General features: G+C 55.8%; 23 protein-coding genes and 1 pseudogene. 12 read left to right on the forward strand and 12 right to left on the reverse strand.

The genetic code is table 11. From position 1 onward, the window contains the following. The 5 genes and pseudogenes from AXE65_RS03745 to AXE65_RS03765 all read right to left on the reverse strand — a co-directional run. Window positions 1-540: pseudogene (locus tag AXE65_RS03745) on the reverse strand (hypothetical protein); the annotation flags it as partial. A gap of 11 nt (window positions 541-551) precedes the next feature. Continuing rightward, entirely contained in the window at window positions 552-1355 is an 804-nt protein-coding gene (locus AXE65_RS03750; RefSeq protein WP_068388306.1) for an outer membrane lipoprotein-sorting protein, read from the reverse strand. After that, window positions 1352-3715 (reverse strand): ABC transporter permease, encoded by a 2364-nt coding sequence (locus AXE65_RS03755; protein WP_068388309.1) that lies wholly within the window; start codon window positions 3713-3715, stop codon window positions 1352-1354. Before AXE65_RS03755 ends, AXE65_RS03750 begins: the two co-directional genes overlap by 4 nt. Then, the gene (locus AXE65_RS03760; RefSeq protein ID WP_160330588.1) at window positions 3712-4404 is read right to left on the reverse strand and encodes an ABC transporter ATP-binding protein; all 693 of its coding nucleotides are present in this window, start codon (window positions 4402-4404) and stop codon (window positions 3712-3714) included. The genes AXE65_RS03755 and AXE65_RS03760 overlap by 4 nt, the downstream gene beginning before the upstream one ends. Window positions 4405-4505: 101 nt before the next feature. Beyond that, window positions 4506-5720 carry a YihY family inner membrane protein gene (locus AXE65_RS03765; RefSeq protein WP_068388361.1) on the reverse strand — a complete coding sequence of 405 codons (1215 nt, stop codon included), beginning with the start codon at window positions 5718-5720 and terminating at the stop codon, window positions 4506-4508. 232 nt (window positions 5721-5952) lie between these two features. Here AXE65_RS03765 and AXE65_RS03770 point away from each other — a divergent pair, with 232 nt between their 5' ends. The 8 genes from AXE65_RS03770 (at window position 5953) to AXE65_RS03805 (ending at window position 15444) form a co-directional block, all read left to right on the forward strand. Further along, a complete protein-coding gene (locus AXE65_RS03770; RefSeq protein WP_068388314.1) occupies window positions 5953-7311 on the forward strand; it encodes a glutamine synthetase family protein in 1359 nt (452 codons plus the stop codon). Between the two features lie 87 nt (window positions 7312-7398). Next, the gene (locus AXE65_RS03775) at window positions 7399-8757 is read left to right on the forward strand and encodes an aspartate aminotransferase family protein (protein WP_068388317.1); all 1359 of its coding nucleotides are present in this window, start codon (window positions 7399-7401) and stop codon (window positions 8755-8757) included. A 63-nt stretch (window positions 8758-8820) separates the two neighbouring features. After that, window positions 8821-9918, forward strand: coding sequence for a polyamine ABC transporter substrate-binding protein (locus AXE65_RS03780; protein WP_068388320.1), 1098 nt, complete (start codon window positions 8821-8823; stop codon window positions 9916-9918). A gap of 160 nt (window positions 9919-10078) precedes the next feature. Next, window positions 10079-11185, forward strand: a complete 1107-nt coding sequence (locus AXE65_RS03785) for a polyamine ABC transporter substrate-binding protein (RefSeq protein ID WP_068388323.1) — start codon at window positions 10079-10081, stop codon at window positions 11183-11185. Window positions 11186-11354: 169 nt separating this feature from the next. Beyond that, window positions 11355-12449 carry a polyamine ABC transporter substrate-binding protein gene (locus AXE65_RS03790; protein ID WP_068388326.1) on the forward strand — a complete coding sequence of 365 codons (1095 nt, stop codon included), beginning with the start codon at window positions 11355-11357 and terminating at the stop codon, window positions 12447-12449. Window positions 12450-12470: 21 nt separating this feature from the next. Then, on the forward strand, window positions 12471-13625 hold the full coding sequence (gene potA / locus AXE65_RS03795; protein ID WP_068388329.1) for a polyamine ABC transporter ATP-binding protein: 1155 nt from the start codon (window positions 12471-12473) through the stop codon (window positions 13623-13625). Beyond that, entirely contained in the window at window positions 13622-14533 is a 912-nt protein-coding gene (locus tag AXE65_RS03800) for an ABC transporter permease subunit (protein ID WP_068388332.1), read from the forward strand. The genes potA and AXE65_RS03800 overlap by 4 nt, the downstream gene beginning before the upstream one ends. Next, the gene (locus AXE65_RS03805) at window positions 14530-15444 is read left to right on the forward strand and encodes an ABC transporter permease subunit (RefSeq protein WP_079214030.1); all 915 of its coding nucleotides are present in this window, start codon (window positions 14530-14532) and stop codon (window positions 15442-15444) included. Before AXE65_RS03800 ends, AXE65_RS03805 begins: the two co-directional genes overlap by 4 nt. 40 nt (window positions 15445-15484) lie before the next feature. Here the strand turns inward: AXE65_RS03805 and miaB are convergent, their stop codons facing one another. After that, entirely contained in the window at window positions 15485-16807 is a 1323-nt protein-coding gene (gene miaB / locus AXE65_RS03810; protein WP_068388335.1) for a tRNA (N6-isopentenyl adenosine(37)-C2)-methylthiotransferase MiaB, read from the reverse strand. Window positions 16808-17151: 344 nt separating this feature from the next. On the opposite strand from miaB, the gene rnd reads away from it, so the two are divergent. After that, complete coding sequence (rnd, locus tag AXE65_RS03815) at window positions 17152-18288, forward strand: ribonuclease D (protein ID WP_068388338.1); 1137 nt, start codon at window positions 17152-17154, stop codon at window positions 18286-18288. On the opposite strand, the gene AXE65_RS03820 is transcribed toward rnd, so the two are convergent. Further along, on the reverse strand, window positions 18266-18901 hold the full coding sequence (locus tag AXE65_RS03820; RefSeq protein WP_068388368.1) for an RluA family pseudouridine synthase: 636 nt from the start codon (window positions 18899-18901) through the stop codon (window positions 18266-18268). The genes rnd and AXE65_RS03820 overlap by 23 nt on opposite strands. A 65-nt stretch (window positions 18902-18966) precedes the next feature. Between AXE65_RS03820 and gstA the strand changes: the two genes are divergently transcribed. After that, window positions 18967-19572: a glutathione transferase GstA gene (gene gstA / locus AXE65_RS03825; RefSeq protein WP_068388341.1), complete on the forward strand. Its 606-nt coding sequence runs from the start codon at window positions 18967-18969 to the stop codon at window positions 19570-19572. A gap of 11 nt (window positions 19573-19583) precedes the next feature. Here the strand turns inward: gstA and amn are convergent, their stop codons facing one another. The 5 genes from amn to AXE65_RS14265 all read right to left on the reverse strand — a co-directional run bounded on the left by amn (window position 19584) and on the right by AXE65_RS14265 (window position 22874). Continuing rightward, entirely contained in the window at window positions 19584-21062 is a 1479-nt protein-coding gene (gene amn / locus AXE65_RS03830; RefSeq protein WP_068388344.1) for an AMP nucleosidase, read from the reverse strand. Between the two features lie 123 nt (window positions 21063-21185). Then, window positions 21186-21869 carry a sulfite exporter TauE/SafE family protein gene (locus AXE65_RS03835; protein ID WP_068388347.1) on the reverse strand — a complete coding sequence of 228 codons (684 nt, stop codon included), beginning with the start codon at window positions 21867-21869 and terminating at the stop codon, window positions 21186-21188. Continuing rightward, a complete protein-coding gene (gene ccoS, locus AXE65_RS03840) occupies window positions 21862-22059 on the reverse strand; it encodes a cbb3-type cytochrome oxidase assembly protein CcoS (RefSeq protein WP_068388349.1) in 198 nt (65 codons plus the stop codon). Before ccoS ends, AXE65_RS03835 begins: the two co-directional genes overlap by 8 nt. 63 nt (window positions 22060-22122) lie before the next feature. Then, window positions 22123-22632 carry an acyloxyacyl hydrolase gene (locus tag AXE65_RS03845; RefSeq protein WP_068388352.1) on the reverse strand — a complete coding sequence of 170 codons (510 nt, stop codon included), beginning with the start codon at window positions 22630-22632 and terminating at the stop codon, window positions 22123-22125. A gap of 107 nt (window positions 22633-22739) precedes the next feature. Next, on the reverse strand, window positions 22740-22874 hold the full coding sequence (locus tag AXE65_RS14265; RefSeq protein ID WP_275574853.1) for a hypothetical protein: 135 nt from the start codon (window positions 22872-22874) through the stop codon (window positions 22740-22742). On the opposite strand from AXE65_RS14265, the gene AXE65_RS03850 reads away from it, so the two are divergent. Continuing rightward, window positions 22857-24209: a DUF58 domain-containing protein gene (locus tag AXE65_RS03850; RefSeq protein WP_068388355.1), complete on the forward strand. Its 1353-nt coding sequence runs from the start codon at window positions 22857-22859 to the stop codon at window positions 24207-24209. The genes AXE65_RS14265 and AXE65_RS03850 overlap by 18 nt on opposite strands. Before the next feature lie 307 nt (window positions 24210-24516). Further along, entirely contained in the window at window positions 24517-25872 is a 1356-nt protein-coding gene (gene glmU / locus AXE65_RS03855; RefSeq protein WP_068388358.1) for a bifunctional UDP-N-acetylglucosamine diphosphorylase/glucosamine-1-phosphate N-acetyltransferase GlmU, read from the forward strand. The last annotated feature ends 199 nt before the right edge of the window (window positions 25873-26071 follow it).

Genomic DNA, 26071 nt, shown 5'->3' on the forward strand with positions numbered 1-26071 from the left:
AGGAATATCGGCATCGTAGAAGGCAAAGCGGCCGTCCGCCGCGGGCAGCAGATGCTTCTTATGTTGCGGCACCAGCAGCAGTTGCAGGTTTTGGTCGGGGCTGATTTGACATTCCGTGTTGAGCATGGCGAGCGGGCGGCGCTGCTGCACGTAGTCGCCAAATAAGCCTTCGCGCAGGTCGAAGGCATGGATGGTATCGAGGATGCGCAGGCGGTCGGCCACCCCCCAAACCACTTGCTGCACGCCCAAGGTATGGGCGCAGCTTTCTCCATCGTAGGCGACAAACAGTTCACGCGCCTCGATACGCTCAAAGCGCTCGCCTAGTTTGTATTCGGCGAGCGCCCGCCCAAGTGCTTTAAAGCGCCAAGGCGAGTCGCTGTACAGATGGGCACCCAAATGCAGTGAGTATTCGGACAGCGCCAGATGCCCCTTGCGGTCAAGTGCTTGGCGGGTGCCCAGCAGTGCGCTGGTGTTGTAGTCCAGTGCAAAAGCCAGCGGTGCGGCGCTAGCCAGACACAGAGTTAGCAGTTTTTTGTACATACCCGTCTCCGTCAGCGTTCGGTACGCAGCGCCCGCTGGCTGACTTGGTTGTCTGTAACCCCTTGACCTACCTGTTCACTGGTGGTGGTCATGCGCGTGCTTTTGTTGTCGCGCAGATTGAACATGGTCTGCACGGTGGGGCGGGTAAAGCCGTTCACATCGTGCAACCCTTCGGCTTTTAACTGCTTGACCAGTTCGTCGTTCTTATCGCGATAGTCAATCTGTACCGGGTAGAGGGTTTCCATCTCTAGGTAGTAGACCTTGCGCAAATAGGCAGAAACGTTGCTTTCATCCGTGCGCGGACGCGCTTCTACCGCTTGGCAGGCGGGATAAATCAAGCAGGGCGCGGGATCGCCCAGCAGGGCGTAATCGTAGCGGCCGATTTTGTAGTCTTCAAAATCCTCGTAGGTAAAGTCGGTGCCCATAAACCAGTTTTGCTTTTGCCCGCCCGCCATGCGCCGCAATGTGCGCGTTGACGGGGTGTAGGACCACACGTCATTCACCGCCTCGCCCTTGTCTTCAATCAATAACCCTACGTTTTTCACCGATTCGGGAGCGGTAAAGCGCACCAGGGTGGCGGTGCGGTCTTCCATGCGTTTTTCGAGGCGGGTCATCTCGCGGGTGACTTTAACCTCGCCGTTGCCGTCAATCAGTTCCATGCGGTAGTGGCTCTGGCTGTCATTGCCTTTAAGGCGCTGTTCCGATTGGCGCATTAAATCGAGCGCCGCGTTGGCGGTGTCCGCTTGGGCAGAAAACATCGTGGCGAGCAGCAAAACACCCGCACCCAAGCGGTTCAGTAATGTCCGCGTCATCATCCAAAATTCCTCATTTTTAACGTGTCGACAGGCTCGCTGCGCAGCACTTTGCGCACAGCGGGCAGTGCGGCCAGCGGGATAAACAGCAGCGCGGGCACCAATACCCGCAGGTAATCCCAAAGCGTGGGCAGGGTGTCAATCTCGAACCAGACGCTGCCCAGACGCTGATTCAGTACCGAAGCGAGTGCAAAGCCCAGCGGCACCGCAAGCAAGGCGGCGGCAAAGGCGAGTATCAGCGTTTCGGCATAAATCAGCGAGCCGACGCTGGCACCGCGAAAACCCAAAATCCGCAAAATGCCATATTCGCCGCTGCGCCCGGTAATGGCAAAGCTCATGCTGGTGATGGCAAACAAAATCGCCACAAAGATACTGGTCATCGCGCTGATATGGACGATGACGTAGATGTGCTCGCTCATTTGCAAGATCGCCCTGATGATCTCCTGCTTGGAGGTGACCGTCACCACACCCGGCACTTGGTACAGCGGGCTGACATCCAGCGGCGGCGTATTCGGCTCTTCGACCAGCCACACTCCGGTAAATTGGTTTTGCCGCTCCAGCATGGTCTGCGCAAAGCCAATCGGCACCAGCGCCTCGCCCGGAGTGCTGGCGGAAAACAGCCCGACTACCGTTGCTTGGTAATCCTGCGCGCGCGTTCTAAGACCCACGGTATCGCCCACCTTGATATGGCGCTTTTCGGCCAGTTTGCTGTCGAGAATCAGCGCCTCTTGATCACCTTCGCGCAGCAATCGACCATCGGTGATACGCAGCGTTCGCACCTGTTCGGATGGGTCAAAGCCCAGCAACAGTACGTTATCCAGCCCGCTGGCGGAACGCAGTTGCAGCCCGCCACGAACAAAAGGCAGCCAGCGCCCGCCGGGGACGGCTTGCGAAAGCTTCTCCATATCCTCATCCCACCAAGGCGCATCCAGTACCACCACTTGGCTCCAACGGTCGTGCTGAACGTTGTTGATGGAGGTCTGCACGATGGAGGTCATCGAGACATAAAAAGCAATGGTGATACCGACACTCGCCGCCATCGCCACCGTAGTAATGGCACTGATACGCCAGTTGCGCAGCAGGCTGCGTACCGCGTAGCGAAACCAAAACGGCCCGCCCAAGCCGCGCGTCATGCCCACCAATTTGAGCGCCAGCGGACTTTCGCGCGAGCTGCCTTGCTCGCGAAGCGCATCCATCGGCGTGATTTGCAACACGCTGCGCAAAGGCAGGCCGATGCCGACCAGGATAATCAGCAGCAAGGCGACCAGCGCGGCCAGCAAATAACGCGGCTTTAGCAGCAGCTCAGGTGGCGGCATGCCGACTGAATCTGCGTAATTAAGGCCAAAGGCGTTCATGTTCATCACGGCAAAGCCAAGCCCCATCAATAGCGCCACCGCGAGCAGCAACCAGACCGGCAGGCTGTAGGCAAACAACACTTGCCGTCTGGCATAGCCCAAGGTCAGGAACATGGCAATCAACGCCTGCTCTTCACGCACCCATTGCAGCATCAAAAAGAACACCACCAAGGTTGCCGACAGCAGAAAAATCGCCACTACCGTGGGCAGGAAGATTTTGAACGTATTGAGGTTAAGCTCCAAAAACTTCTGACTGAACTGCTCTTGGCGCGGCAGTGCGTAATCCACCGCCACACGGGTTTGTGCACGGTTAATCGCCTCTTGGCGAAAGCGCTCGCTGTCAGTGCCCGCTTGCACCTGGAACAACAGGCTGTTTAGCGCGGCAAAGCCTAAGCGTTCCTGCATCAAGCCGATGTCGGCATAGAGCACACAGAGCGAGCCGTTGCCCGGTACATAGGCGGCGGCGTTAAACGGGGCGACCAGATATTCAGGGCTTTGCACCACACCCACCACTTCAAACGGGTAGCTCGCCGCTCCCGCTTTGTAGGTCACGGTATCGCCCGGCGCGAGGCGATGGTACTTGGCGCAATTGCGCTCGATAGCCACAGAGCCCTGCTCGCCTGCTTTTGGCAGGCGCCCCTGCAACAGGGTAAGCCTATTGATTTGGGAAAAATCGGCAGCCTTGGCGCTAACCAACAGCGCCGCCGGTTTTGCACCGCCGGTAAGCGGCAGCAGCCCAGGGGTCATCAGCCGTTGATGAAACGAGGCAAGTCCCGGAAGGTCGCTGAAATCGGGCAAATTGTTGGCATCTTCGATACTGATAATCAGCTCTAAATCGGCCATGCTGGAGGCCACTTGGATGGATTCAACGGTATCGAACAGGCTCTTGATGGACGAATAAGCCCCAGCCACTACGCCAAAGGTCGCCGCGCAAATGGTCGCGATAACCAGCAGTCGCCAGCGGATGCTCCAGGTCGAGCGCAACACATGACGCGACAGGCTGCTCATGCGTGACTCGCTTGCAGGCGACCTGCACGCATTTCGTAGTTGCTATCGGCATATTGGCTTAAATCCGGGTTGTGCGTGACGATCACCAAGGTCACGTTTTTTTGCCGCTGCATCTGCTGAAGCAGTGCAATCACTTGCAGGCCAGTATCTTCATCCAGACTGCCGGTCGGCTCGTCGGCCAAAATCAGCTTGGGTTCTTTAAGCAGTGCACGGGCAATGGCCACGCGCTGCTGCTGCCCGCCGGACAGCCGCGCCGGAAAACGCATGGCAAAGGCGGCGAGGCCGACTTTTTCCAGATAATCCATCGCCAGCTCTTTGTCTTCAGCGTTTGGATGACGCACCGGCTCAATACTGGTGAGCAGGTTTTCCAGCACGGTCAAGGTGGGAATAAGGTTGTGGAACTGGAAGATAAAACCCACATCACGGGCGCGGTAATGGCCGAGCGCGGCATTGTCCATTTGCTCCAAATACCATTCGCCGACGCGGATTTGCCCGCTGTCCGCACGGTCCAGCCCGCCCAGCACATTTAATAAAGTGGTTTTACCCGAGCCAGACATGCCGCGAATAACCGCCATGCTGCCCGCAGGCAAGCTGAACTTGACATCATTTAGCACCAGCGTGTTGTTATCACCGCTTTTATAACCTTTGTACAAATGGCTGATTTCAATCAACGGGGTACTTGTAGACACAGGCATCACTCCAATGACAAGGATACAAATCAAATACAACAACTGATTAAGATGAGGCGGATAACGCGAGCGAAAAAATTAAAGCTGAACGCAAAAGAGGACTAACTGGCTTGCAACCAGTGGGCAAGATTGTTACTAAATAATTCACTACGCTGCGCCGTTAAGGCTTCCAGTGCTTTTTTTAAGGAAGGATACCAAGGCTCGTCAAAGTCTTTCGGCAACTGCGCGGCACTCGGCAGCGGCCAGGGCAAGCGTTCGAGCAGTTGCTCCATGCGGTATTGATTAAGGTCGCGGCAGAGCAGCCAGCCGCCATTGTTGGCCGGGCAGACCAAGCGGGCGCCTTCAAGAAAATCGAGCAGCTCATCCCACTCATCTTCCGGCAACGGCCAGCCACGGGCGCGTAATTTGCGCAGCGACAGCCGCTCGCCGCTTTGTTGTGCCAGATAAAACTGCCGTAACACGCCAAGCAGCACGATAAAGCGCGGCAGTTTGCGCTTTCGCCAGCGCTGCGAACTGGGCAGATTGCACACCAGTTCCGCGCCGAACAGCACAATCAGCCAAGACAGGTAAATCCACAGCAAAAACAAAGGCACGGTGGCGAATGCGCCGTAAATCAATTGATAGCCCGGAAACAGGCGCACATAAAAACCAAACAGCGCCTTGGCAACCTCAAATAACGCCGCTGCGAATAATCCTCCGACCAACGCATAACGCAGTGGCACACGGGTATTGGGCACCACCGCATAAAACAGGGTAAAAGCGGCAACGCAGGATAGTATCGGCGTCACATGCAGCAACGGCTTGGCACCCATTAACGTACCTGGCCCGGACAAAAGTGATAACGAAGTGACATAGGTGCTGGCGACAAAACCCGCACCCAGCAGCAAAGGCCCCAGCGAGAGCACCGCCCAATACAGTAAGAAACGCGCCACACCGCGCCGTGGCTGGCGCACCCGCCAGATATGGTTAAAGGCTTTTTCCACCGAAACCAGCATGGTGTAAGCGGTCGCCAACAGAAACAATACGCCTATCCAAGTCAGTTGCCGCGCTTGCGTGGTAAAGGCGGTTAAGTGTTCATGCACGACGTCGCCGGAATCCGGCAGAAAGTTTTCCAGAATAAAACGCTGGATTTGCTCACCCACACCCTGCAACGCCGGAATCGCTGAAAGCATGACAAAGGTCACCGTCAGTAGCGGCACCACCGCAAAGAGCGTGGTAAAGGTCAGCGATGCGGCACTTTGCGGCGCACGGTCTACCGAGAAGCGCTGGCAGAGGAAGCGCCAAAACTCCACCGAATCAAGCAAACGCTGGCGCATGCTTCCCCCCGCCCCAAAAAACATTAGGATAGCCTATCTGCCTGCCCATCAAACAATCCGTAGCGAAATGCCCTGTGTTGCGCAAAAAATCCAGCCGGAGTAAGCTCGTCAGCCCACTCATTACAGCGATAACAAGCATTTGGTGCCCTATGGCTCTTCTGCCATGTATTAGTTTTGGCAATTCCCGATTATCCCTTCTCCCCACTGCTGAGCGGTTTTTCAGGAGCAGGTCATGAAAGCCTCACTCGATAAACTCAGCGCCTGGCTTAAAGAACGCAAAATCACTGAGGTCGAATGCCTGATCAGCGACTTGACCGGCATTGCCCGCGGCAAGATTTCACCGACCAATAAGTTCCTCGAAGAAAAAGGCATGCGGCTGCCGGAAAGCGTGCTGCTGCAAACCGTCACCGGTGACTATGTCGAGGATGACATTTACTTTGATCTGTTGGACGAGGCGGACATTGACATGTTCTGCCGCCCGGACGAGAACGCGATATTTCTGGTGCCCTGGGCGCTCGAACCTACCGCGATGGTCATCCATGACAGCTTTGACAAGCAAGGCAAGCCGATCGACCTGTCGCCGCGCAATATCCTGAAAAAAGTCCTCGCGCTGTACCACCAAAAAGGCTGGCAGCCGATTGTTGCGCCGGAAATGGAGTTTTACCTAACCAAACGCTGCAATGACCCGGACTTCCCGCTGGTCGCGCCGGTCGGCCGCTCAGGCAGGCCGGAAACCGGCAGGCAGAGTTTTTCCATCGATGCCGCTAACGAGTTCGACCCGTTGTTTGAAGACATGTACGACTGGTGCGAACTGCAAAACTTAAACCTCGATACGCTGATTCACGAAGAAGGTCCGGCGCAGATGGAAATCAACTTCCGTCACGGTGATGCGCTGCATCTGGCCGACCAGATTTTGGTGTTCAAGCGCACCATGCGCGAGGCGGCGCTCAAACATGACGTAACGGCCACTTTTATGGCCAAGCCGATTACCGATGAGCCGGGCAGTGCCATGCACATTCACCAGAGCGTGATTGAGGTCAAAACCGGCAAAAATATCTTCTCGGCTGATGATGGCAGTATGAGTGAGCTGTTTTTGCACTATATCGGTGGCATGCAAAAGTACATCCCCGAGCTGCTGCCGCTGTTTGCGCCCAACGTCAATTCGTTCCGCCGCTTTTTGCCGGATACCTCAGCGCCAGTCAATGTCGAATGGGGCGTGGAAAACCGCACCGTCGGCTTGCGCGTGCCGGAGTCCAATCCACAAAACCGCCGTGTGGAAAACCGCCTTGCCGGTGCCGATGCCAACCCCTATTTGGTGCTCGCCGCTACTTTGCTCTGCGGCTATATGGGCATGGTGGGCAACGTGCCGCCGAGTGCACCGGTTAAAGGGCGCGGCTATGAACGGCGCAATCTGCGCCTGCCGGTGACCATTGAAAGCGCGCTGGAGCGGATGGAAGCCTGCAAGGACGCGCAACAATACCTGGGTGAGAGCTTTATGCGCGGCTATGTTGCGGTCAAACGTACCGAGCACGAAAACTTTAAGCGCGTGATCAGCTCGTGGGAACGCGAGTTTTTGTTGCTGTCGGTCTAGAACACTTAAGGCAAGGGCCCCGCCTGTACCCAACAAAAACAGGCTCACATTGAAAGCCTTAGGCTTTCGCACAATAAAAGGATGGTTATGAGTAGCGTCAATCCACAAACCAAAGCATGGCAAGACATCAGCCAAAAACACCATTTAGCGCCTTTTAGCGACTACAAGGATTTGCGCCCGCGCATTATCACCAAAGCCAAGGGTGTTTACCTTTGGGACAGCGAAGGGCAGAAAATCCTCGACGGCATGGCCGGCCTTTGGTGCACCGCATTAGGTTATGGTCGTGAAGAACTGGTCGAAGCCGCCAGCCGCCAAATGCGCGAACTGCCGTTTTACAACACCTTCTTTAAAACGGCGCACCCGCCGGTGTTGGAACTGGCGCGCACGATTGCCGAAATCACCCCGGGCAACCTGAACCACCTGTTCTTTACCGGCGGCGGCTCGGAAGGCAACGACACCATGCTGCGCTTGGTGCGCCACTATTGGGCCAGCAAAGGCATGCCTGAAAAACAAATCATCATCAGCCGCAAAAATGCCTACCACGGCTCGACCGTGGCGGGCGCGAGCCTGGGCGGCATGAAGCCGATGCACGAACAAGGTGGCCTGCCCATCCCGGGCATTGTGCATATCGCGCAGCCTTACTGGTTTGCCGAAGGCGGTGATCTGGATGAAGAAACCTTTGGCATCCAGGTGGCCGATGAATTAGAGAAAAAAATCCAGGCACTTGGCGAAAACAAAATCGCCGCGTTTATCGCCGAACCCATCCAGGGCGCGGGCGGCGTGATTGTGCCACCTGCGAGCTACTGGCCGCGCATCCGCGAGATTTTGGCGAAATACGACATCCTGTTTGTCGCCGATGAAGTCATCTGCGGCTTTGGCCGTACCGGCGAATGGTTCGGCAGCGACTACTACGGCAATCAGCCGGATTTGATGACCATCGCCAAGGGGCTCACCAGCGGCTATGTGCCGATGGGCGGCTTAGTGGTAAGTGACAAGGTTTACCAACAAATCAAAGAAGTCGGCGACTTTAACCACGGCTTTACCTACTCCGGCCATCCAGTTGCCGCGGCCGTGGCGCTGGAAAACATCCGTATTTTGCGCGAAGAAAACATCGTCGAAACGGTCAAAACGCAAACCGCGCCCTATTTCCAAAAGCGGCTGCGCGAACTGTGCGCCCATCCTTTGGTCGGCGAAGTGCGTGGCGTGGGTCTTTTGGGGGCGATTGAATTGGTCAAGGATAAAGCCAGCCGCACACGTTATCCCGAAGCCCAAGCGGTCGGCATGATGTGCCGCGAGCACTGCTTTAACAATGGGCTGGTGATGCGAGCGGTCGGCGATACCATGATTATTGCGCCGCCTCTCGTCATCAGCAAAACGGAAGTTGACGAGCTGGTAGAAAAAGCAACGCTCTGCCTGGATTTAACGCAAAAACAACTAGGCGCTTAAACTATTTGCTTGCGGCCTGCCGATAGGCAGGCCGCAAGCAAAATGGCAATGGAGTTAAGCATCATGAAAACCTTGGCTAGGCTCTTTCTCGCGCTGTCCCTTTCCTGCGCAGCGACAACCGTTGTTGCACAGGAAAGTGTATTGCATGTCTATAACTGGACCGGCGCGATTGCACCGGGTACCGTCGAGCGCTTTGAACAGCAAAGCGGCATCCGCGTGGTCTACGACCTGCTCGACAGCAATGAAGTGCTGGAGGCCAAACTCTTTGCGGGTAAATCCGGCTATGACATCGTCTCGCCGTCCAACTCCTTTTTTGCGCGGCAGATTAAAGCCGGGGTTTACGCCAAACTCGATAAAAGCAAACTGCCCAACTGGAGCAATCAAGACCCGGTGATGCTCAAGCTGTTTGCCGATGCAGGCGATACCGGCAACCAATACGGCATGCCCTATTTATGGGGCACCATCGGCCTTGGTTTTAATCCAGACAGCGTTAAAAAAGCGCTTGGCGAAAACGCGCCGGTTGATTCCTGGGATTTACTGTTTAAAACGGAAAATATCGAAAAACTAAGCAAATGTGGCGTATCGGTGCTCGATTCGGCGACCGAAACCCTGCCGATTGCCCTGCATTATTTAGGGCATGACCCGGTCAATACCAATGCCCAATCGCTTGCGCAAGCCGAAGCGCTGCTTGCCAAAATCCGCCCCTATGTCACCTACTTCCATTCTTCTCGCTATATCGAAGACCTTGCCAACGGCAACCTGTGCCTGGCGGTTGCCTATTCCGGCGATGTCTGGCAATCAAAAGTACGCGCCGAGGAAGCGGGCAGCGGCATTAAAGTCGCTTACAACATTCCCAAAGAAGGTGCCGGCGCTTTTGCCGATTTGATGGCCATTCCCGCCGATGCCGCCAATATCGAGGCCGCGCACGCCTGGATTAACTTTCTGTTGCAGCCTGAAATCATGGCCGACATCAGCAACCAGACGTTTTTTCCCAATATCAACTTGGCCGCGCACCCACTGGAAGATGCTGCCATCCGCGATGATCCCAGCGTCTACCCACCCAAAGAGGTAATGGCAAAAATCTACGCCATACCGGATTATCCCGATAATGTGCTGCGCCTGATGAACCGTAGTTGGAGCAAAATCAAAACCGGCAGGTAACGCTTAAAAAACAAGCCACCCGCCATAAAAAAACTGCTGATACCCAACAAAAAAGCTGCCACTTTTACTGTGACGCTATGCCACACTTTGCCCTCTGCCCTCGCTCACCGAAGCGAGGGCTAGTCTGTCCGCCAATCCAGAACCCAAGGAGTTTTATCCCATGAAAGTATTTGGCAAAACCTTGCTTGCACTGTCCGTAGCCGGTCTGATGACTACCGCAGCGCAAGCCCAAGACCTGCACGTTTACAGTTGGTCCGACTATATCGCCGAAGGCCCTGAAGGCACGGTCGCCCAATTTGAAAAAGAAACCGGCATTAAAGTCACCTACGACACCTACGACAGCAACGAAGCCCTGGAGGCGAAACTCTTTGCGGGCAAGTCCGGCTATGACGTCGTGGTGCCGTCCAACTCCTTTTATGCGCGGCAGGTCAAGGCGGGTATCTACACCAAGCTCGATAAAAGCAAAATCCCCAACTGGGACAACCAGGACCCGGCCATGCTGAAACTCTTTGGCGGCTCGGACGATGAAGGCAACCAATACGGCGCACCCTATATGTGGGGCACGCTGGGCATTGGTTACAACCCTGATTTGGTCAAAGCCGCCTTGGGCGACAATGCCCCGGTCAACTCTTGGGATTTAGTGTTTAAGGTTGAGAACATCGAGAAACTCAAATGCGGTGTCGCCTTCCTCGATTCGCCGACCGAAGTGCTGCCTGCCGCACTGCATTATTTGGGCTTTAACCCGCACAGCATCGACAAAAAAGAACTGCAAGCCGCCGAAGATCTGCTGCTGAAAATCCGCCCGTACATTACTTACTTTCACTCTTCCCGCTATATCAATGACATCGCTGACGGCAACCTCTGTGTGATGGCGACCGCCTACTCCGGTGATATTGCCATTGCCCGTGAACGCGCCGAAGAAGCAGGCGGCAAGGTTAAAATCGAGTACAACGTGCCCAAAGAAGGCTCCGGTGCTTTCTATGACGTACTCGCCATCCCCGCCGATGCACCGCACAAGGATGCCGCGCACGCCTGGATTAACTTCAACTTGAAACCTGAAATTGCAGCGGCCAACACCAACGCGGTGTTCTTCTCCAATATCAACACCAAGGCGACCGAGTTTGTCGATGAAGCCATCCGCAACGATCCGGGCACCTACCCGCCGGCAGAAATCATGGCGAAGATTTACACCATCCGCTCCGATTATCCGGATAGCGCACTGCGCACCATGACCCGTAGCTGGACCAAAATTAAATCCGGCCGATAAAAGCCATACAGACGCCTTTATCGCTTGCTGAAGGCGTCTGTTTTTTTGCCGATTAACCGGCTTTAACCGTCTGCACCGCTATAATGAAAACCATTGACTTCGCCCAAAACGGGCAAACGTCATAAACCATCTCGGGGTATCGCCGCTAAAACAAGAGGTCAGCGCAATCATGACTATTCCCTGGAAACAATCCCTGTCCGCAGCACTGCTGGCACTGGCACTCGCCAGCACAGCCAGTGCACAGGAAAAGGTCAATATCTATAACTGGAGCGACTATATTGGCGAAACCACATTAGCCGACTTCCAGGAAGCCACCGGCATCAAGCCGGTTTATGACACCTTTGACAGCGGCGAAACCTTGGAGGGCAAGCTGCTCTCTGGCCGCACCGGCTATGACCTTGTAGTGCCGACCAGCCACTTTGCCGGACGGCAAATCAAGGCAGGCGTATTCCAAAAAATCGACAAAAGCCTGCTGCCCAATTGGAAAAACCTCGACCCGCTGCTGATCAAGCGCCTCGAATCGAGCGACCCGGGCAATCAATACCTGGTGCCTTATCTTTGGGGTACCAATGGTATTGGCTATAACCCGGAAAAGGTCAAAGCCGCGCTCGGTATTGATCAGATTGACTCGTGGAATGTGCTGTTTGAGCCGGAAAATATCGAAAAATTAAGCCAATGCGGGGTCGCTCTACTCGACTCCCCCGATGAAATGATGCCGGCCATGCTCGCCTATCTGGGTTTTGACCCCAATAGCACCAATCTCGATGATTACAAAAAAGCCGAAGAAAAATTTATCCAAATCAGCAAGCACGTCACTTACTTTCATTCCTCGCGCTATATCACCGATTTAGCCAATGGCAATATCTGCATTGCTGCCGGTTTTTCCGGCGATGTGATGCAGGCGGCTGACCGCGCCAGTGAGGCGGGTAACGACATTGACGTGCACTACGCCATCCCCAAAGACGGCGCAGCGCTCTGGTTTGATGTCATGGCCATTCCAGTGGATGCACCTAATGCCAAAGCCGCACACGCCTTTATCAACTACGTATTAGACCCTGAGGTTGTCGCCCAAATCAGCGATTACGTGGGTTATGCCAACCCCAATCCGGCCGCCCGTGAGTTTATGGATGAGGATGTTGTAGAAAATCCCGGGGTCTATCCGTCTCAAGCCGTGCTGGATAACACCTATGTATCGGTCGAACTGCCGCAAAACATCATCCGCGCGATGACGCGCAGTTGGACACGTATTAAATCCGGTAAATAAACCTCTCTCTGGAGTAACAATATGGCGTCAGCCGCAGACAATCCCATCCTGAGTAAACCGCAAAATGGACCAAGCAACACACAGGAAAAAGACGTGCTGGTCAAAATCGACCGCGTCAGCAAAAAGTTCGATGAAACGCTGGCGGTCGATGATGTTTCCCTCAATATCTACAAAGGCGAGATTTTCGCCCTGCTGGGCGGTTCAGGTTCCGGCAAATCCACCTTGCTGCGCATGCTTGCCGGTTTCGAGCGCCCCAGCGATGGCCGCATTTGGCTGGACGGACAGGACATCACGCAAATGCCGCCTTACCAGCGCCCGATCAATATGATGTTCCAGTCTTATGCGTTGTTTCCGCATATGTCGGTCGAACAAAACATTGCCTTTGGCTTAAAACAAGACCACCTGCCCAAAGATGAAATCAACCAGCGGGTTAGCGAACTGCTCAAACTGGTGCGCATGAGCGAATACGCAAGGCGCAAGCCGCACCAACTGTCGGGCGGCCAGCGCCAGCGCGTCGCGCTCGCCCGTTCACTCGCCAAAAGTCCCAAACTGCTGCTGTTGGATGAACCGATGGGCGCACTGGACAAAAAACTGCGCGCACAGATGCAGCTTGAACTGGTGGAAATCATCGAGCGCGTCGGCGTAACCTGCGTAATGGTCACCCATGACCAAGAAGAAGCCATGACCATGGCGCAGCGCATTGCCATCATGCACCTTGGCGTGATTGAACAAACCGGAAGCCCAGTAGACATCTACGAAACCCCGATTAACCGCCTGGTTTGCGAATTTATCGGCGGGGTCAACCTGTTTGAAGGGCAAATCATTGAAGACGCCGAAGACCACGCGCTGATTGACTGCCCGGTGCTGGAGCGCCATATCTATGTCGGCCACGGCGTGAGCACTTCGGCGGTGGATAAAAGCATTACCTACGCCATCCGCCCGGAAAAACTTCTGGTCACCACCGAACAGCCAAAAGACGACTACAACTGGTCGCGCGGCACGGTACACGATATTGCTTATCTTGGCGGGCATTCGGTATTCCACGTCAAATTGCCGAGCGGCGCGGTGGTGCAATCCTTTGTCGCCAACGCCGAACGGCGCGGCACGCGGCCGACCTGGGGCGACTCGGTGTTTGTCTTCTGGGAGAACGACAGCGGGGTGGCACTGCGCAAATGAATATTCTGGCAAGCCTTAAAAAACGCGCGCCCAATGGGCGGCATTTGGTGATAGGCGTCCCCTTTTTCTGGCTGTTTCTGTTCTTTTTACTACCGTTTTTAATTGTATTTAAAATCAGTTTGGCTGAGCCGCAGCTTGCCATTCCGCCTTATAGCGAGATTTACGAATGGGCTGAAAACAAACTCTCCATTATTTTAAATACCGAAAGCTATATCAGACTGACCGAAGACAGCCTGTACTTTTACGCTTATTTGGGTTCGCTCAAAATAGCCACCATCAGCACACTGCTTTGCCTGCTGATTGGCTATCCAATGGCCTACGCCATAGCCCGTGCGCCCAAAGAAAAACAAATTACTTTGCTGCTGCTGATCATGATGCCCACCTGGACGGCGCTGTTAATCCGCGTTTACGCCTGGATGGGCATCTTAAGCAATAATGGGCTACTCAATAACCTGCTGCAAAGCATCGGGATTATTGACAGCCCGTTGCTGATTTTAAATACCGACACCGCGGTTTATATCGGCATTGTTTACGCCTATATGCCGTTTATGGTCATGCCTTTATATGCCAACCTGGTTAAACACGACCAAAGTTTGTTGGAGGCGGCATCGGATTTAGGCTCCAGCGCCTTTAACAACTTCTGGAAGATTACCGTGCCGCTATCCAAAAACGGCATTATTGCGGGCTGCATGCTGGTATTTATTCCGGCGGTGGGCGAGTTTGTTATCCCTGAACTGCTCGGCGGCCCCGGCACCTTGATGATTGGTAAAGTGCTCTGGCAGGAGTTCTTTAACAACCGCGACTGGCCAGCGGCTTCGGCACTCGCCGTGATTATGCTGCTGATATTGATTGTGCCCATCCTGTTCTTTAACCGTAACCAAGCCAAAGCAATGGAGGGCAAACTATGAACACGCTGTTATCCCTGCCTTGGCGGCTCTTTGAGCGCCTGTTTAAAGGCGAACAAAGCGTGCTGCGTTTTTGCCGCGGCACCTTATGGATTGGCCTGATTTTTATCTACGCGCCGCTGGTTATTCTGGTGATCTACTCGTTTAACGCCTCCAAACTGGTCACCGTTTGGGCGGGTTGGTCGGTTTCCTGGTATGTCGGCCTGTTGGAAGAAAAGCAACTGATTAACGGGGTTTTATTATCCTTGCGCATTGCTTTTTATACCTCGCTCGCCGCCGTGGTGCTAGGCACTTTATCCGCCTTTGCGTTAACGCGCATTCCGCGCTTTAAAGGCCGTACTCTGTTTGGCGGTATGGTGACAGCGCCACTGGTTATGCCCGAAGTAATTACCGGCCTTTCTCTGCTGTTGCTGTTCGTCGCCATTGCCAAATTAACCGGCTGGTTTGCCGAACGCGGCATGCTGACCATCTGGATTGCCCATACCACCTTTTGCAGCGCCTATGTCGCAGTAGTAGTATCGGCAAGGCTGCGCGAGCTGGATTTATCCATCGAAGAGGCCGCCATGGATTTGGGCGCAAAACCTTGGAAGGTATTTTTCTTGATTACCATCCCGATGATTGCACCGTCCTTGGCCGCTGGCGGCATGATGGCGTTTGCGCTGTCGCTGGATGACCTGGTGCTGGCGAGCTTTGTCACAGGTCCCGGCGCAACCACCATGCCGATTGAGATATTCTCGCAAGTGCGCCTTGGTGTGAAACCCTCCATCAACGCGATTGCCAGCTTGATTATTCTGGTGGTCTCGCTGTTTACCTTCCTCGCTTGGTACCTCACCCGCCGTGCAGAAAAACGCCGCAAACAGGCGATAGTCCAAGCCATGTCGGTGATGGCCGAAGAAGCCGCCGCTTCGCGCTAGAAACAAAACCCGCACTGCTGCAAAGTCGTGCGGGTTTGCTTTAAGCTTGCAGCAACTCCCCTCGCAACGAATGCGGCAGCGCATCACTAATGCGCACCTCAACAAAGCGGCCAATCAGCCGCGGGTTGTCGCTGCGGAAATTGACGATGCGGTTGTTCTCGGTACGACCGGTTAGCATGCCCGGGTCACGCTTGGAATAGTCCGTCACCAAAATGCGCTGATGGCTGCCGACCATTTTCCGGCTGATGGCAAAGCCTTGGTGGTTTAATAGTTCCTGCAAACGCCCAAGGCGCTCTTTTTTAACTTCCGCTGGCGTGTCGTCCGGCAAATCCGCAGCCGGTGTGCCGGGGCGGGCGCTATAGATAAAGGAGTAGGAAAAATCAAAGCCGATGTCTTCGGCAAGTTTCAGCGTTTGCGCAAAATCCTGCTCGGTCTCGCCGGGAAAGCCGACAATAAAATCCGAACTGATACAAATACCGGGCACCGCCGCTTTAAGTTTGCGCAATCGGGATTTGTACTCCAGCGCACTGTGCCCGCGCTTCATTGCCGCCAGAATGCGGTCTGAACCGGACTGCACCGGGAGGTGCACAAAGCGCGCCAGTTGCGGCAGCTCGGCGTGCGCCGCAATCAGCGCATCGGAAAACGCCAGCGGATGGCTGGTGGTGTAACGAATGCGCTCAATGCCATCGATAGCGGCAATTTCGCGTAATAACGCGGCAAAATCGCAACCTGCCACTTCATCCAGATAACCGTTGACGTTTTGCCCCAAGAGCGTCACCTCAGCCACGCCGTTTTCCGCCAGATGAGTGACCTCTGCCAGCACGTCAGCGAGCGGGCGGCTGATTTCCTCGCCGCGCGTATAGGGCACCACGCAAAAGGTGCAGTATTTACTGCACCCTTCCATCACCGCGACATAAGCCGTGGGCCCTTCAATGCGCGGTTCGGGCAGGCGGTCAAATTTTTCGATTTCCGGAAAGGAAATATCCACTTGCGGGATTTGTGTGCGGCGCACGGCATCGAGCATTTCAGGCAGGCGGTGCAGCGTTTGCGGGCCAAAGACCATATCCACATAGGGCGCACGGTTGCGAATGGCCGCGCCTTCCTGGCTCGCCACACAGCCGCCCACGCCAATGACCAAAGCCGGATTAGCCTGCTTTAACTCACGCCAGCGGCCTAATTGCGAGAACACCTTGTCTTGCGCTTTTTCCCGAATGGAGCAGGTATTGAGCAAAATCACATCGGCTTCGGCGGGGTTTTCCGTCACCTCCATGGCGCCTGCTTCACCCAGTAAATCGACCATGCGCGAACTGTCATAGACGTTCATCTGGCAACCGTGGGTTTCAATATAGAGTTTCTTGCTCATGAAGGGATTGTCAGCACAGGGAAAATCAGCATTATACCCAAGCTGAAAAGCAAGGCAGGAATGTCTCAACACTCAATCATTGCCTGTAGTTATATAGGGAAGAACATACGCCTCTCGCCATAGCTTGCGCCTTTAGCGTCGCCAACGCACAAGCGGCTTCCAGGGGTTGTTAACGGAAACAGCCCTAGGTTTAGCCAAGGCCGTGCGTACTGCACACCCTTTCTTTTTGCCTGCTTGCCTTGTATCGGGCAATAATTGCGCTCCCTCTTGAGTAAAGCCGCGCCTTGCGGATGTTTTATTTAAATGGGTTTATGACAATCAAATAAAGGCGATCATTAAATACCGTGACTATTAAAACCCATTGGATTATTAACAATGCCGATTTGGCGCAGCAATGCGAATATTGGCAGCAACTTGAATTTATCGCGCTCGATACCGAATTTGTGCGGGTTAATACCTTTTATGCCAAAGTCGGGCTGATACAAGTCAGTGATGGGCAAAGTGCTTGGCTGATTGACCCGCTACCCATTGACGCTTGGCAGCCGTTTGCCGATTTACTTAAAAATCCAAATATCCTGAAAGTGCTGCATGCCGCAGGCGAGGATTTGGAGGTTTTTAGCCGCATCTGTGGCGCTCTGCCTGCGCCTTTGTTTGACAGCCAATTGGCGGCGGCGTTTTTAAATTGGGGTGCCAGTTTGGGTTATTCCGCTTTAGTGGAAAAAACACTGGGCGTCACGCTACCCAAAGGGGAAACCCGTTCCAATTGGTGCCAGCGTCCGTTATCCCCCGCACAAACGCAGTACGCAGCGGAAGATGTGCTGCATCTGGCGCGGCTTTATCAAGTGCTGCATCCGCTGTTGTCTGCGCAAAAAATGGCATGGCTGCTGGAAGATGGCGCACAGATGACGAGCGCACTCTGCCCGCCGCCCGCGCCGGAACTGGCTTGGCAGTCGGTCAAACTGGCGTGGAAATTATCCGCGCAGCAACTGGCCGTACTGCGCGCCATCTGTGCTTGGCGCGAGCAAACCGCCCGCGAGCGGGATCGTCCAAAGGGCTGGATAGTGCACGAAAGCGCCCTTTACCCATTGGCCTGCTTTGCGCCAAAGAGCCTTGCTGCGCTGTCGCGTATTGAAGGTATCGACGCGCAAACGGTTCGCCGTGATGGGCAAACCTTGCTTGCCCTGATTAAACAAGCCGCTGCATTGCCGCCAGAACAATGGCCGCTTCCGCTGCCCGCTCCGCTGCCGCCTTCGGCCAAAAAACTGCTGCAAATACTGCGTGAAGTGGCAGGGCAACAAGCACAGCGTCTGGATATAGCCGCTGAATTACTGCTGCGCAAAAAAGTGTTGCAGGATTTGCTGCAAAGTGGCTTCCCAGACGGTCCGTGGCAACTGCCGCCTTCCCTTTGCGGCTGGCGGCGCGAAGTTTTGGCTGAGCCGCTGCTGATGGTGCTTAAGGCTAAAACGGAGGCGGGCAACTAAAACACAAACGTTCGCCGCTCCGTGGTTGATTAAAAGCCAGCTCGCAGGCGTGCAAGCACAGACGGTCTGCGGCGGCGAGCGCCTCGCCTTCGGCGTAGAGCGTGTCGCCCAGCAGAGGATGACCCAAGCTCAGCATATGTACGCGCAGTTGGTGCGAGCGCCCCGTAACCGGTTTGAGCTGTACCCGACAAAACGCGCCGCAGCGCTCAAGCACGCGAAAGTGGGTTAAAGCGGATTTACCCTGCTGATAACAGACGATATGCCGCGGTTTATTCGGCGGATCGTAGCGCAGCGGCAGGTCGATACTGCCGCAGTCCTCAGCCAGTTGCCCGAAGCACAACGCTTGGTAGGTTTTATCGGTTTCGCGCTCTTGAAACTGCCGCGACAGTTCGCGGTGGCTGTCTGCATCGCGTGCCAGCAACAACAATCCAGAGGTTTCATAGTCCAGCCGATGGACAATCCGCGCTTCGGGGTAGCCGTTTTGTTGCAGACGGGTAATCAGGCAGTCTTTGTTATCGGCTGCGCGCCCCGGAACGGACAATAGCCTAGTCGGCTTGTTCACCAAAAGGATCTGTGCGTCTTGATAAATAACAGGAATTTGGCTGATGGGCATATGCATTAAATACCGATGATTTTGCGCTAGGATAAGAGGCTCTTTTCCCTTGCGAGAGAAATGCCATGAAACTCTACTACAGCCCGGGTGCTTGTTCATTGGCACCGCATATCGTTTTGCTGGAAGCCGGTCTTTGTGGACAGACTATTAAAGTCAGCACAAAAACCCACCAGCTTGAAGACGGCAGCGATTATTACTCCATCAATCCTTTGGGCTATGTGCCGTTTTTGCTCACGGACAGCGGCCAAACCCTGCGCGAAACAGCCGTCATTGTGCAGTATCTGGCCGACCTCGCGCCGCAAAAGCAGCTTATTCCGGCATCTGGCAGCATGGCGCGTTACCAGTTGCAGTCTTGGCTTAATTTTATTGCGACCGAACTGCACCAAGGCTTAGGGCCGTTGTTTAGGCCGACTACGCCAGAGGATTACAAGCCGCTGGTGCGCCAACGCGTGCTGGAGCGTCTGCAATGGGTGGATGAGCAGCTTGCCGGCAAATCCTGGTTAAGTGGCGAGCAGTTTTCGGTCGCGGATGTCTATCTGTTTGTGGTCAGTGGCTGGACGCAGTATGTCGAGGTCGATATTTCTGGCCTTAAAAACTTGGTTGCTTTGCGTGAGCGGATAATGGCGCGTCCTGCCGTACAGGCCGCGATGAAGGCCGAAGGGCTGATTTAAGCCTCTCGGCTTTAGCGAAACGGCGGTTCGTCAAAGCTGCGCAGCTTGCGTGAATGCAGGCTGCTGCGCTGGCTGCGCAGCAAATCCAAAGCGGTAATGCCGATATGCAGGTGTTCGGCGACGGCGCGTTGATAAAACGCATCGGCCGCGCCAGGCAGTTTGATTTCGCTGTGCAGGGGTTTGTCCGATACGCACAATAAGGTGCCGTAGGGTACGCGCAGCCGGTAGCCTTGCGCGGCGACGGTGCCGCTTTCCATATCCACCGCAACCGCGCGCGACAGGTTGATTTGCGCGCGCTCCTCGGCCCAACGCAGTTCCCAGTTGCGGTCGTCGTAAGTGAGCACGGTGCCGGTACGCAAGCGACGTTTCAGTGCTTCGCCGCGCTCACCGGTGACGAGAGCCGCCGCTTCGGCCAGCGCTTGCTGCACTTCGGCCAGCGCCGGAAGCGGGATATAGGGCGGCAGAACGCGGTCGAGAATGCCGTCGCGGCGCATATAAGCATGTGCCAATACGTAGTCGCCGATCTGTTGCGATTGGCGTAGGCCACCGCAGTGACCAATCATCAGCCAACAATGCGGGCGCAGTACCGCCAGATGGTCGGTGATGTTTTTGGCATTGGACGGCCCCACGCCAATATTGACCAAGCTGATGCCGTCGCCATCTTCGGCGATAAGGTGATAGGCCGGCATTTGGAAGCGCTGCCAAGGCACGCTGTCGATACGCATCTGTACCTCGTCTGCCGACATGCCGCGTTCAATCAGCAAGTTACCGGGCAACACCAAGCGGACAAAACGCCCATTGCGCTGTAATTGCTCCAAGGCAAAGGCGATAAATTGATCGACATAGCGGTGGTAGTTGGTGAGCAGTATCCACGGCTGCACGTGCCGCCAGTCGCTGCCTGTGTAGTGTTGCAGGCGTTTGAGCGAGAAATCGACACGAGGTGCGTCAAACAGCGAAAGCGGCAGCGGATTTTGTCCGTCCCAATCGTGCAAACCATCGGCGACGCAGTCGGTTGCGGCGGATAAATCGGTACTGGGAAATACCCGCGCCAGTTCCGCCGCCGTTACGCCAACACCTGACAGCTCATCGCCCTGCTCAATCACGTAAGGGTAAGGAATGGCTTGGCCGCTTAAGCCGACCTCAAGCTGCACCTCGTATTCTTCCAAAAGCGGGCGAAGCTGCGCCAGCAAATAACGGCGAAAGGCGAGCGGCTGGGCGACCGTCATACGGTAAAGCCCGGGCGCTTCAACCTTGCCCCAAGCACGCACAGTGTTTTTAACCTCGTCTTGGCCTTGGTAACGCAAGCGCAGTTCGGGGTAATAAAACCACTTGCGCTGCGCCTCGCTTGGCAAACGGCGCTCTCGGCCATAACCCTTAAGCGCCGTTGCCAACGCATTGGCGGCAGCTTGATACAGCTCAATCAGCCGTTCTACCGCTTGTTCGGCGCTGCTGACCGGGAGGAAGTCAACATTCGGCGTGGTGACAGGCACAGGCAAATACTCCTTGGGCAAATGGCAGACGCTATCTTGCCTTGCTCTCGCCTGCCAATGCCAGATTTATGGGCGTCTCGCCAATGGCATGATGCTGTGCAACAAGCGGCACCAGCTGATTGGCTAATGCCCCATCAGCCAGTGCTGGTGCGGGCCGGGCAGGCTCCATAGGCCAAACAGGATGATCAGCAGCCCGCTGGCGCGGCGGATGCCGGCGCGGCGCAGCAGTGCGGTCAGCCTTTGTGCGGCAAGGCCGGTAACCAGCAAAACCGGCCAAGTGCCGAGCGCGAACGCGAGCATCAGCAGGGCGCTTTTGCCGGCGCTGCCTTGGCTTGCCGACCACAATAAGGTGCTGTAGACCAGTCCACAGGGCAGCCAGCCCCAGAGTGCGCCGAGCAGCAGGGCGCGTGGCACGCTGCTAATCGGCAGCAGACGGCGGGTTAATGGCGCGATACCTTGCCATAAGCCCGCACCCAAGCGCTCAATACTTGGCAAAAAGCTCCACCAACCGGCCAGATACAGCCCCATGCCTATCAGCAGCAGCGCGGCGAGCAGCCGCAGTGCCAAGAGGGCTGGACTGTTTGCCAATGCGCCACCAAGCAGACCCAGTAATAAACCGGCGGCGCTGTAGCTAAGCGCGCGTCCCAGATTGCAGGCAAGCAGCAAGCGCAGCCTGCGGCTTTTTTGTTTGGCTCCAATGCCAAGGCTAAATGCGCCCATCAGCCCGCCGCACATGCCAAGGCAATGTCCGCCGCCCAACAGTCCCAGCGCCAGCGCAGCCAGCACGCTGGTAGCCAGCTCAGGCATCGGGTTTATCCGGCGCTGAGTTTGGCTTGGCGGCGGCTTGGTGCTTGGGGTCTTCGTCGTCAAACAGGATGCGGTGAGCGGGGCTTTCGAGGTCGTCGTACTGGCCGTTATCGACCGCCCAGAAGAACAGGTAAATCACCACCGCGACAATCAGCAGGGCGACTGGAATCAAAATATAGAGTGCAAACATGGCCGGGCCGCTTCCAACCTCAAAGCAGGCGATTTTACGCGCCCGATTTAAGGCAGCGATACCCTAAAAAGAAAACCGGTAGTGCAGACTGTAGGCATTGATGCCGTCGTTGGGGCTTTTTAGCCCGCCGTTGGAATAATGCCAAAGGCGCACGCCGATTTCTTGTCCAGCAAAGCGCACGCCCGCGCCTAGTCGGTCTTCAAACTGAAAGACCGTACCCAATTGCTCGCCTTCCACCCGCGTGGCGGAAAATAGCGCAACGCCAATGCCACCTTCGACATAGGGCTTAAAACGCTCGCCGTTAAACTCATAAACCAGCACCGGCGAAGTCGACAGGCTGTGGCGAGCGGATGATTTATGGCCTTGCCAGTAGCTGTAGGTGGTATCCCAATAGCCTCCCAAATGGCCGCTGGCATTTTCCAGCCAGCGAAACCCCAAGTCGGTTTGGCTGCTTAAACGAAACAGATTGCTGGTTTTATTGGTGCGCCCGACGGCAATACTGACATCCGCAGCAAAGGCAGAGAAAACCGTGGCAAACAACCCGAACAGTGCAAACAGGCGGATAGAGCTCATGATGAATTATCCTTATTCAGAGGGGGAAATCGGGCGAAGTATAGGGAAGAAGCCCGCGATAAGCCTTAAGCATTGTGTATTTTCACGTCCTTTCCGGATTGGCAGGCTTAGGCCGTGGCGGCAAATTCGGCGTAAGCGGTGCTGATTTTGGGCGCGGTCAATGCGGGCAGACGCGAGCAATAAAGCGCGATAGACTGCCGCGCCACTTGGGGAATCGGGAATTTATGAACGCTGCCAAACAATCACTCAAGCCCGCTCGCGCCCTCTTATATTGGCTTGCTGCCCTGCTTGTCTTAGGTCTTGGGCTGGGCAGCGCCAGTGCGTTGGGATTGGCGATAGCCGAACGGCTGCATTCGCTTTGGTGGGCGGGGCTATTGGCGCTGGCATTGATTGCCACTGTTGATGCACTGCGCCTGTTGCGTCAGTCGTCACCAAAAATTACCCGCCAATTGCCCGGCCAGCTTGCGCTCGGACGTTGGAGCGAGGTGCAACTGGCGATACAGCACCCGCTTAAGCAAGAAGGTACGCTGCAAATCTTCGACCACACGCCGCCGGGCATGGCCACCCAACACTTGCCGCAGTCTGTGCCGCTGCGTCCCGGGCAGCTTAGCCAATGCCGCTACCGACTGCGTCCGCTGCACCGTGGCCACTTTACTTTACCCATTTGCGAAGTATTGCTGCCAAGCCCGATGCGCCTTTGGCACAGTCGCCGTCGCTTGCAGGTGGCCGGGCAAACCCGCGTCTACCCGGACTTTGCCCGCCTGTACGGCGCACAGCTGATTGGCATTGAGCGCTGGCTGGGGCAGCTTGGCGTGCGTCTGCGGCCAAGGCGCGGGCTGGGCTTGGAGTTCCACCAACTGCGCGAGTTCCGCGAAGGTGACGCGCTGCGGCAAATCGACTGGAAGGCGACCGCGCGCAAAGGCAGCCCAATTGCCCGTGAATATCAGGACGAACGCGACCAGCAGGTGATCTTTTTGCTCGACTGCGGCAGGCGCATGCGCAGCCAAGATGGCGACCTTGCGCACTTTGACCACGCCCTCAACGCCTGCCTGCTGCTGGCCTATGTGGCATTGCGTCAAGGCGATGCGGTCGGCCTTGCCACCTTTGCCTGCGAACAGCCGCGCTTTCTCGCGCCGGTTAAAGGGCAAAGCCAGCTATCGGCGCTGCTGGCCGTGCTCTACGACCTGCAAAGCACGCAGAAACCGATGGATTTTTCTGCCGCCGCCGATTGGCTGCTTACCCGCCAGCGCCGCCGCGCACTGGTCATAGTCGCCAGCAATCTGCGTGATGAAGATGACGACGAACTGCTGCCCGCCATGCGCCGCCTCGCACGTCACCACCGCGTGCTGCTCGCCAGTCTGCGTGAAGAAGTGCTCGACCAGTTGAGACAAAAGCCGGTACAGACTTGGCAGGACGCGCTGGGCTACTGCGGCGCGATGGATCATCTAGCGCAGCGAAGCCGCCTGCACCAACGCCTTGCCGCGCACGGTCTGCCGCTGCTCGACACACGCCCGCAAGAGCTGGGGCCACGCTTGGTCAGCCAGTATCTGGCGTGGAAGAAAGCCGGAGTCTTTTAGGGTCTGCTCCCGTTTCAAACGTGGCCGCGACGGAGCCAGATTTTGCGCGCGGCAAGGCGCGAGAAGCGAAGTTTGCTATTGCAAATGAGCGACGAGTAACGCAGCGGCGCGCAAAATCTGGCCCGTCCCTTCGGGCTGCGCGCAAAATTTCGCCATACGTTGTTGCAGCATTTGCCAAGGTTGTACACATTGGCTGCATGCTGCGCCTAGTCTGGCGAAATTTTGAGCAGCAGCGCGGCTCGCGTTTGAAGCGGGAACAGACCCTGGTCTAAAATCCGTCGTTTTGTTGTGCACAAAAGGCTTTGTTATGCCCCTTGATATCGTCATCCTTGCTGCCGGACAAGGTACGCGCATGCGCTCCAAGCGCCCCAAAGTGCTACACCCATTGGCGGGCAAGCCGATGCTTTCGCATGTGATTGATACCGCCCGCGCCCTTAACCCCAAAGCCATCCACCTGATAACCGGTCACGCCGCAGAGCAAGTGCAACTTGCCTGTGCAGCCAAAGACCTGCACTTTATTGTTCAACCGGAGCAACTGGGTACCGGCCATGCCGTGATGCAGGCGCTGCCTTTTTTAAGCGGCGAAAAAACACTGGTGCTGTACGGCGATGTGCCGATGATCGAAGTGGATACCTTGCAGCAGTTACTTTCGCAGGTCAGCGATAAGCAAATGGCGCTGCTGACGGTAGAACTTGCCAACCCCACCGGCTATGGGCGGATTATTCGCAGCGAAACCGGACAAGTTAAGGCAATAGTCGAAGAAAAAGACGCAAGCCCCGCACAAAAAGCCATCAAGGAAGGCAACAGCGGCATTATCGCGCTGCCGACTGCGCCTCTGGAAGACTGGCTTAAGCGCCTGTCCAACGACAATGTGCAAGGCGAGTATTACTTGACCGATGTGATAGCGCTCGCCGTAGCGGACGGCGCACAAATCGCCACCGTTAAAGCGCAAGAGCCGATGGAAGTGCAAGGCGCGAACGACCGTATCCAGCTTGCCGAACTGGAGCGCCACTACCAATACCGCGCCGCCCGCCGTCTGATGAAACAAGGGGTCACGCTCGCCGACCCTGCGCGCTTTGACCTGCGCGGCACGGTGGAGGCTGGCCGCGATATTTATATCGACATCAATGTCATCCTTGAAGGCCATGTGGTTATCGAAGACGAGGTCGAAATCGGCGCAAACTGCATCATTAAAGACAGCCTGTTGCGCAAAGGCGCCAAAGTTTTCGCAAACAGCCATCTCGACGGCGCAGAACTGGGTGAAAATGCAGGCTGCGGCCCGTTTGCCAGACTAAGGCCAGGCAGCCAATTAAAAGCCCGCGCGCACGTTGGCAACTTTGTCGAGCTCAAAAACGCCGTATTAGGCGAAGATGCCAAAGCCGGGCACTTAAGCTACTTAGGCGATGCCGACATCGGCGCACGCAGCAATATCGGTGCCGGAACCATCACCTGTAACTACGACGGTGCCCACAAACACCGCACCTTGATGGGCGAAAACGTCTTTATCGGCTCCAATACGGCGCTGGTTGCGCCGGTTACGCTGGAAAAAAACGCCTCCACCGCCGCCGGTTCAGTCATTACCCAAAACGTCGCCGAAAGCGAACTCGCCGTAGCGCGCAGCAGACAACGCAATATCGGGGGCTGGAAAAGACCACAGAAATAAACTACAGCGGGAAAAGCGCTGATTTAAATCCCGCTTATCAGCATTATTTTGATAGGGATCAATAAGTAAAAAACTGCTATCGCACCGTTGTTTTAAGTTTTACTGTTAGGGGTCTGCTCCCGCTTCAAACGCGAGCCGCGCTGCTGCTCAAAATTTCGCCAGACTAGGCGCAGCATGCAGCCAATGTGTACAACCTTGG

Source organism: Ventosimonas gracilis (assembly GCF_001580025.1).
Lineage (GTDB): Bacteria > Pseudomonadota > Gammaproteobacteria > Pseudomonadales > Pseudomonadaceae > Ventosimonas > Ventosimonas gracilis.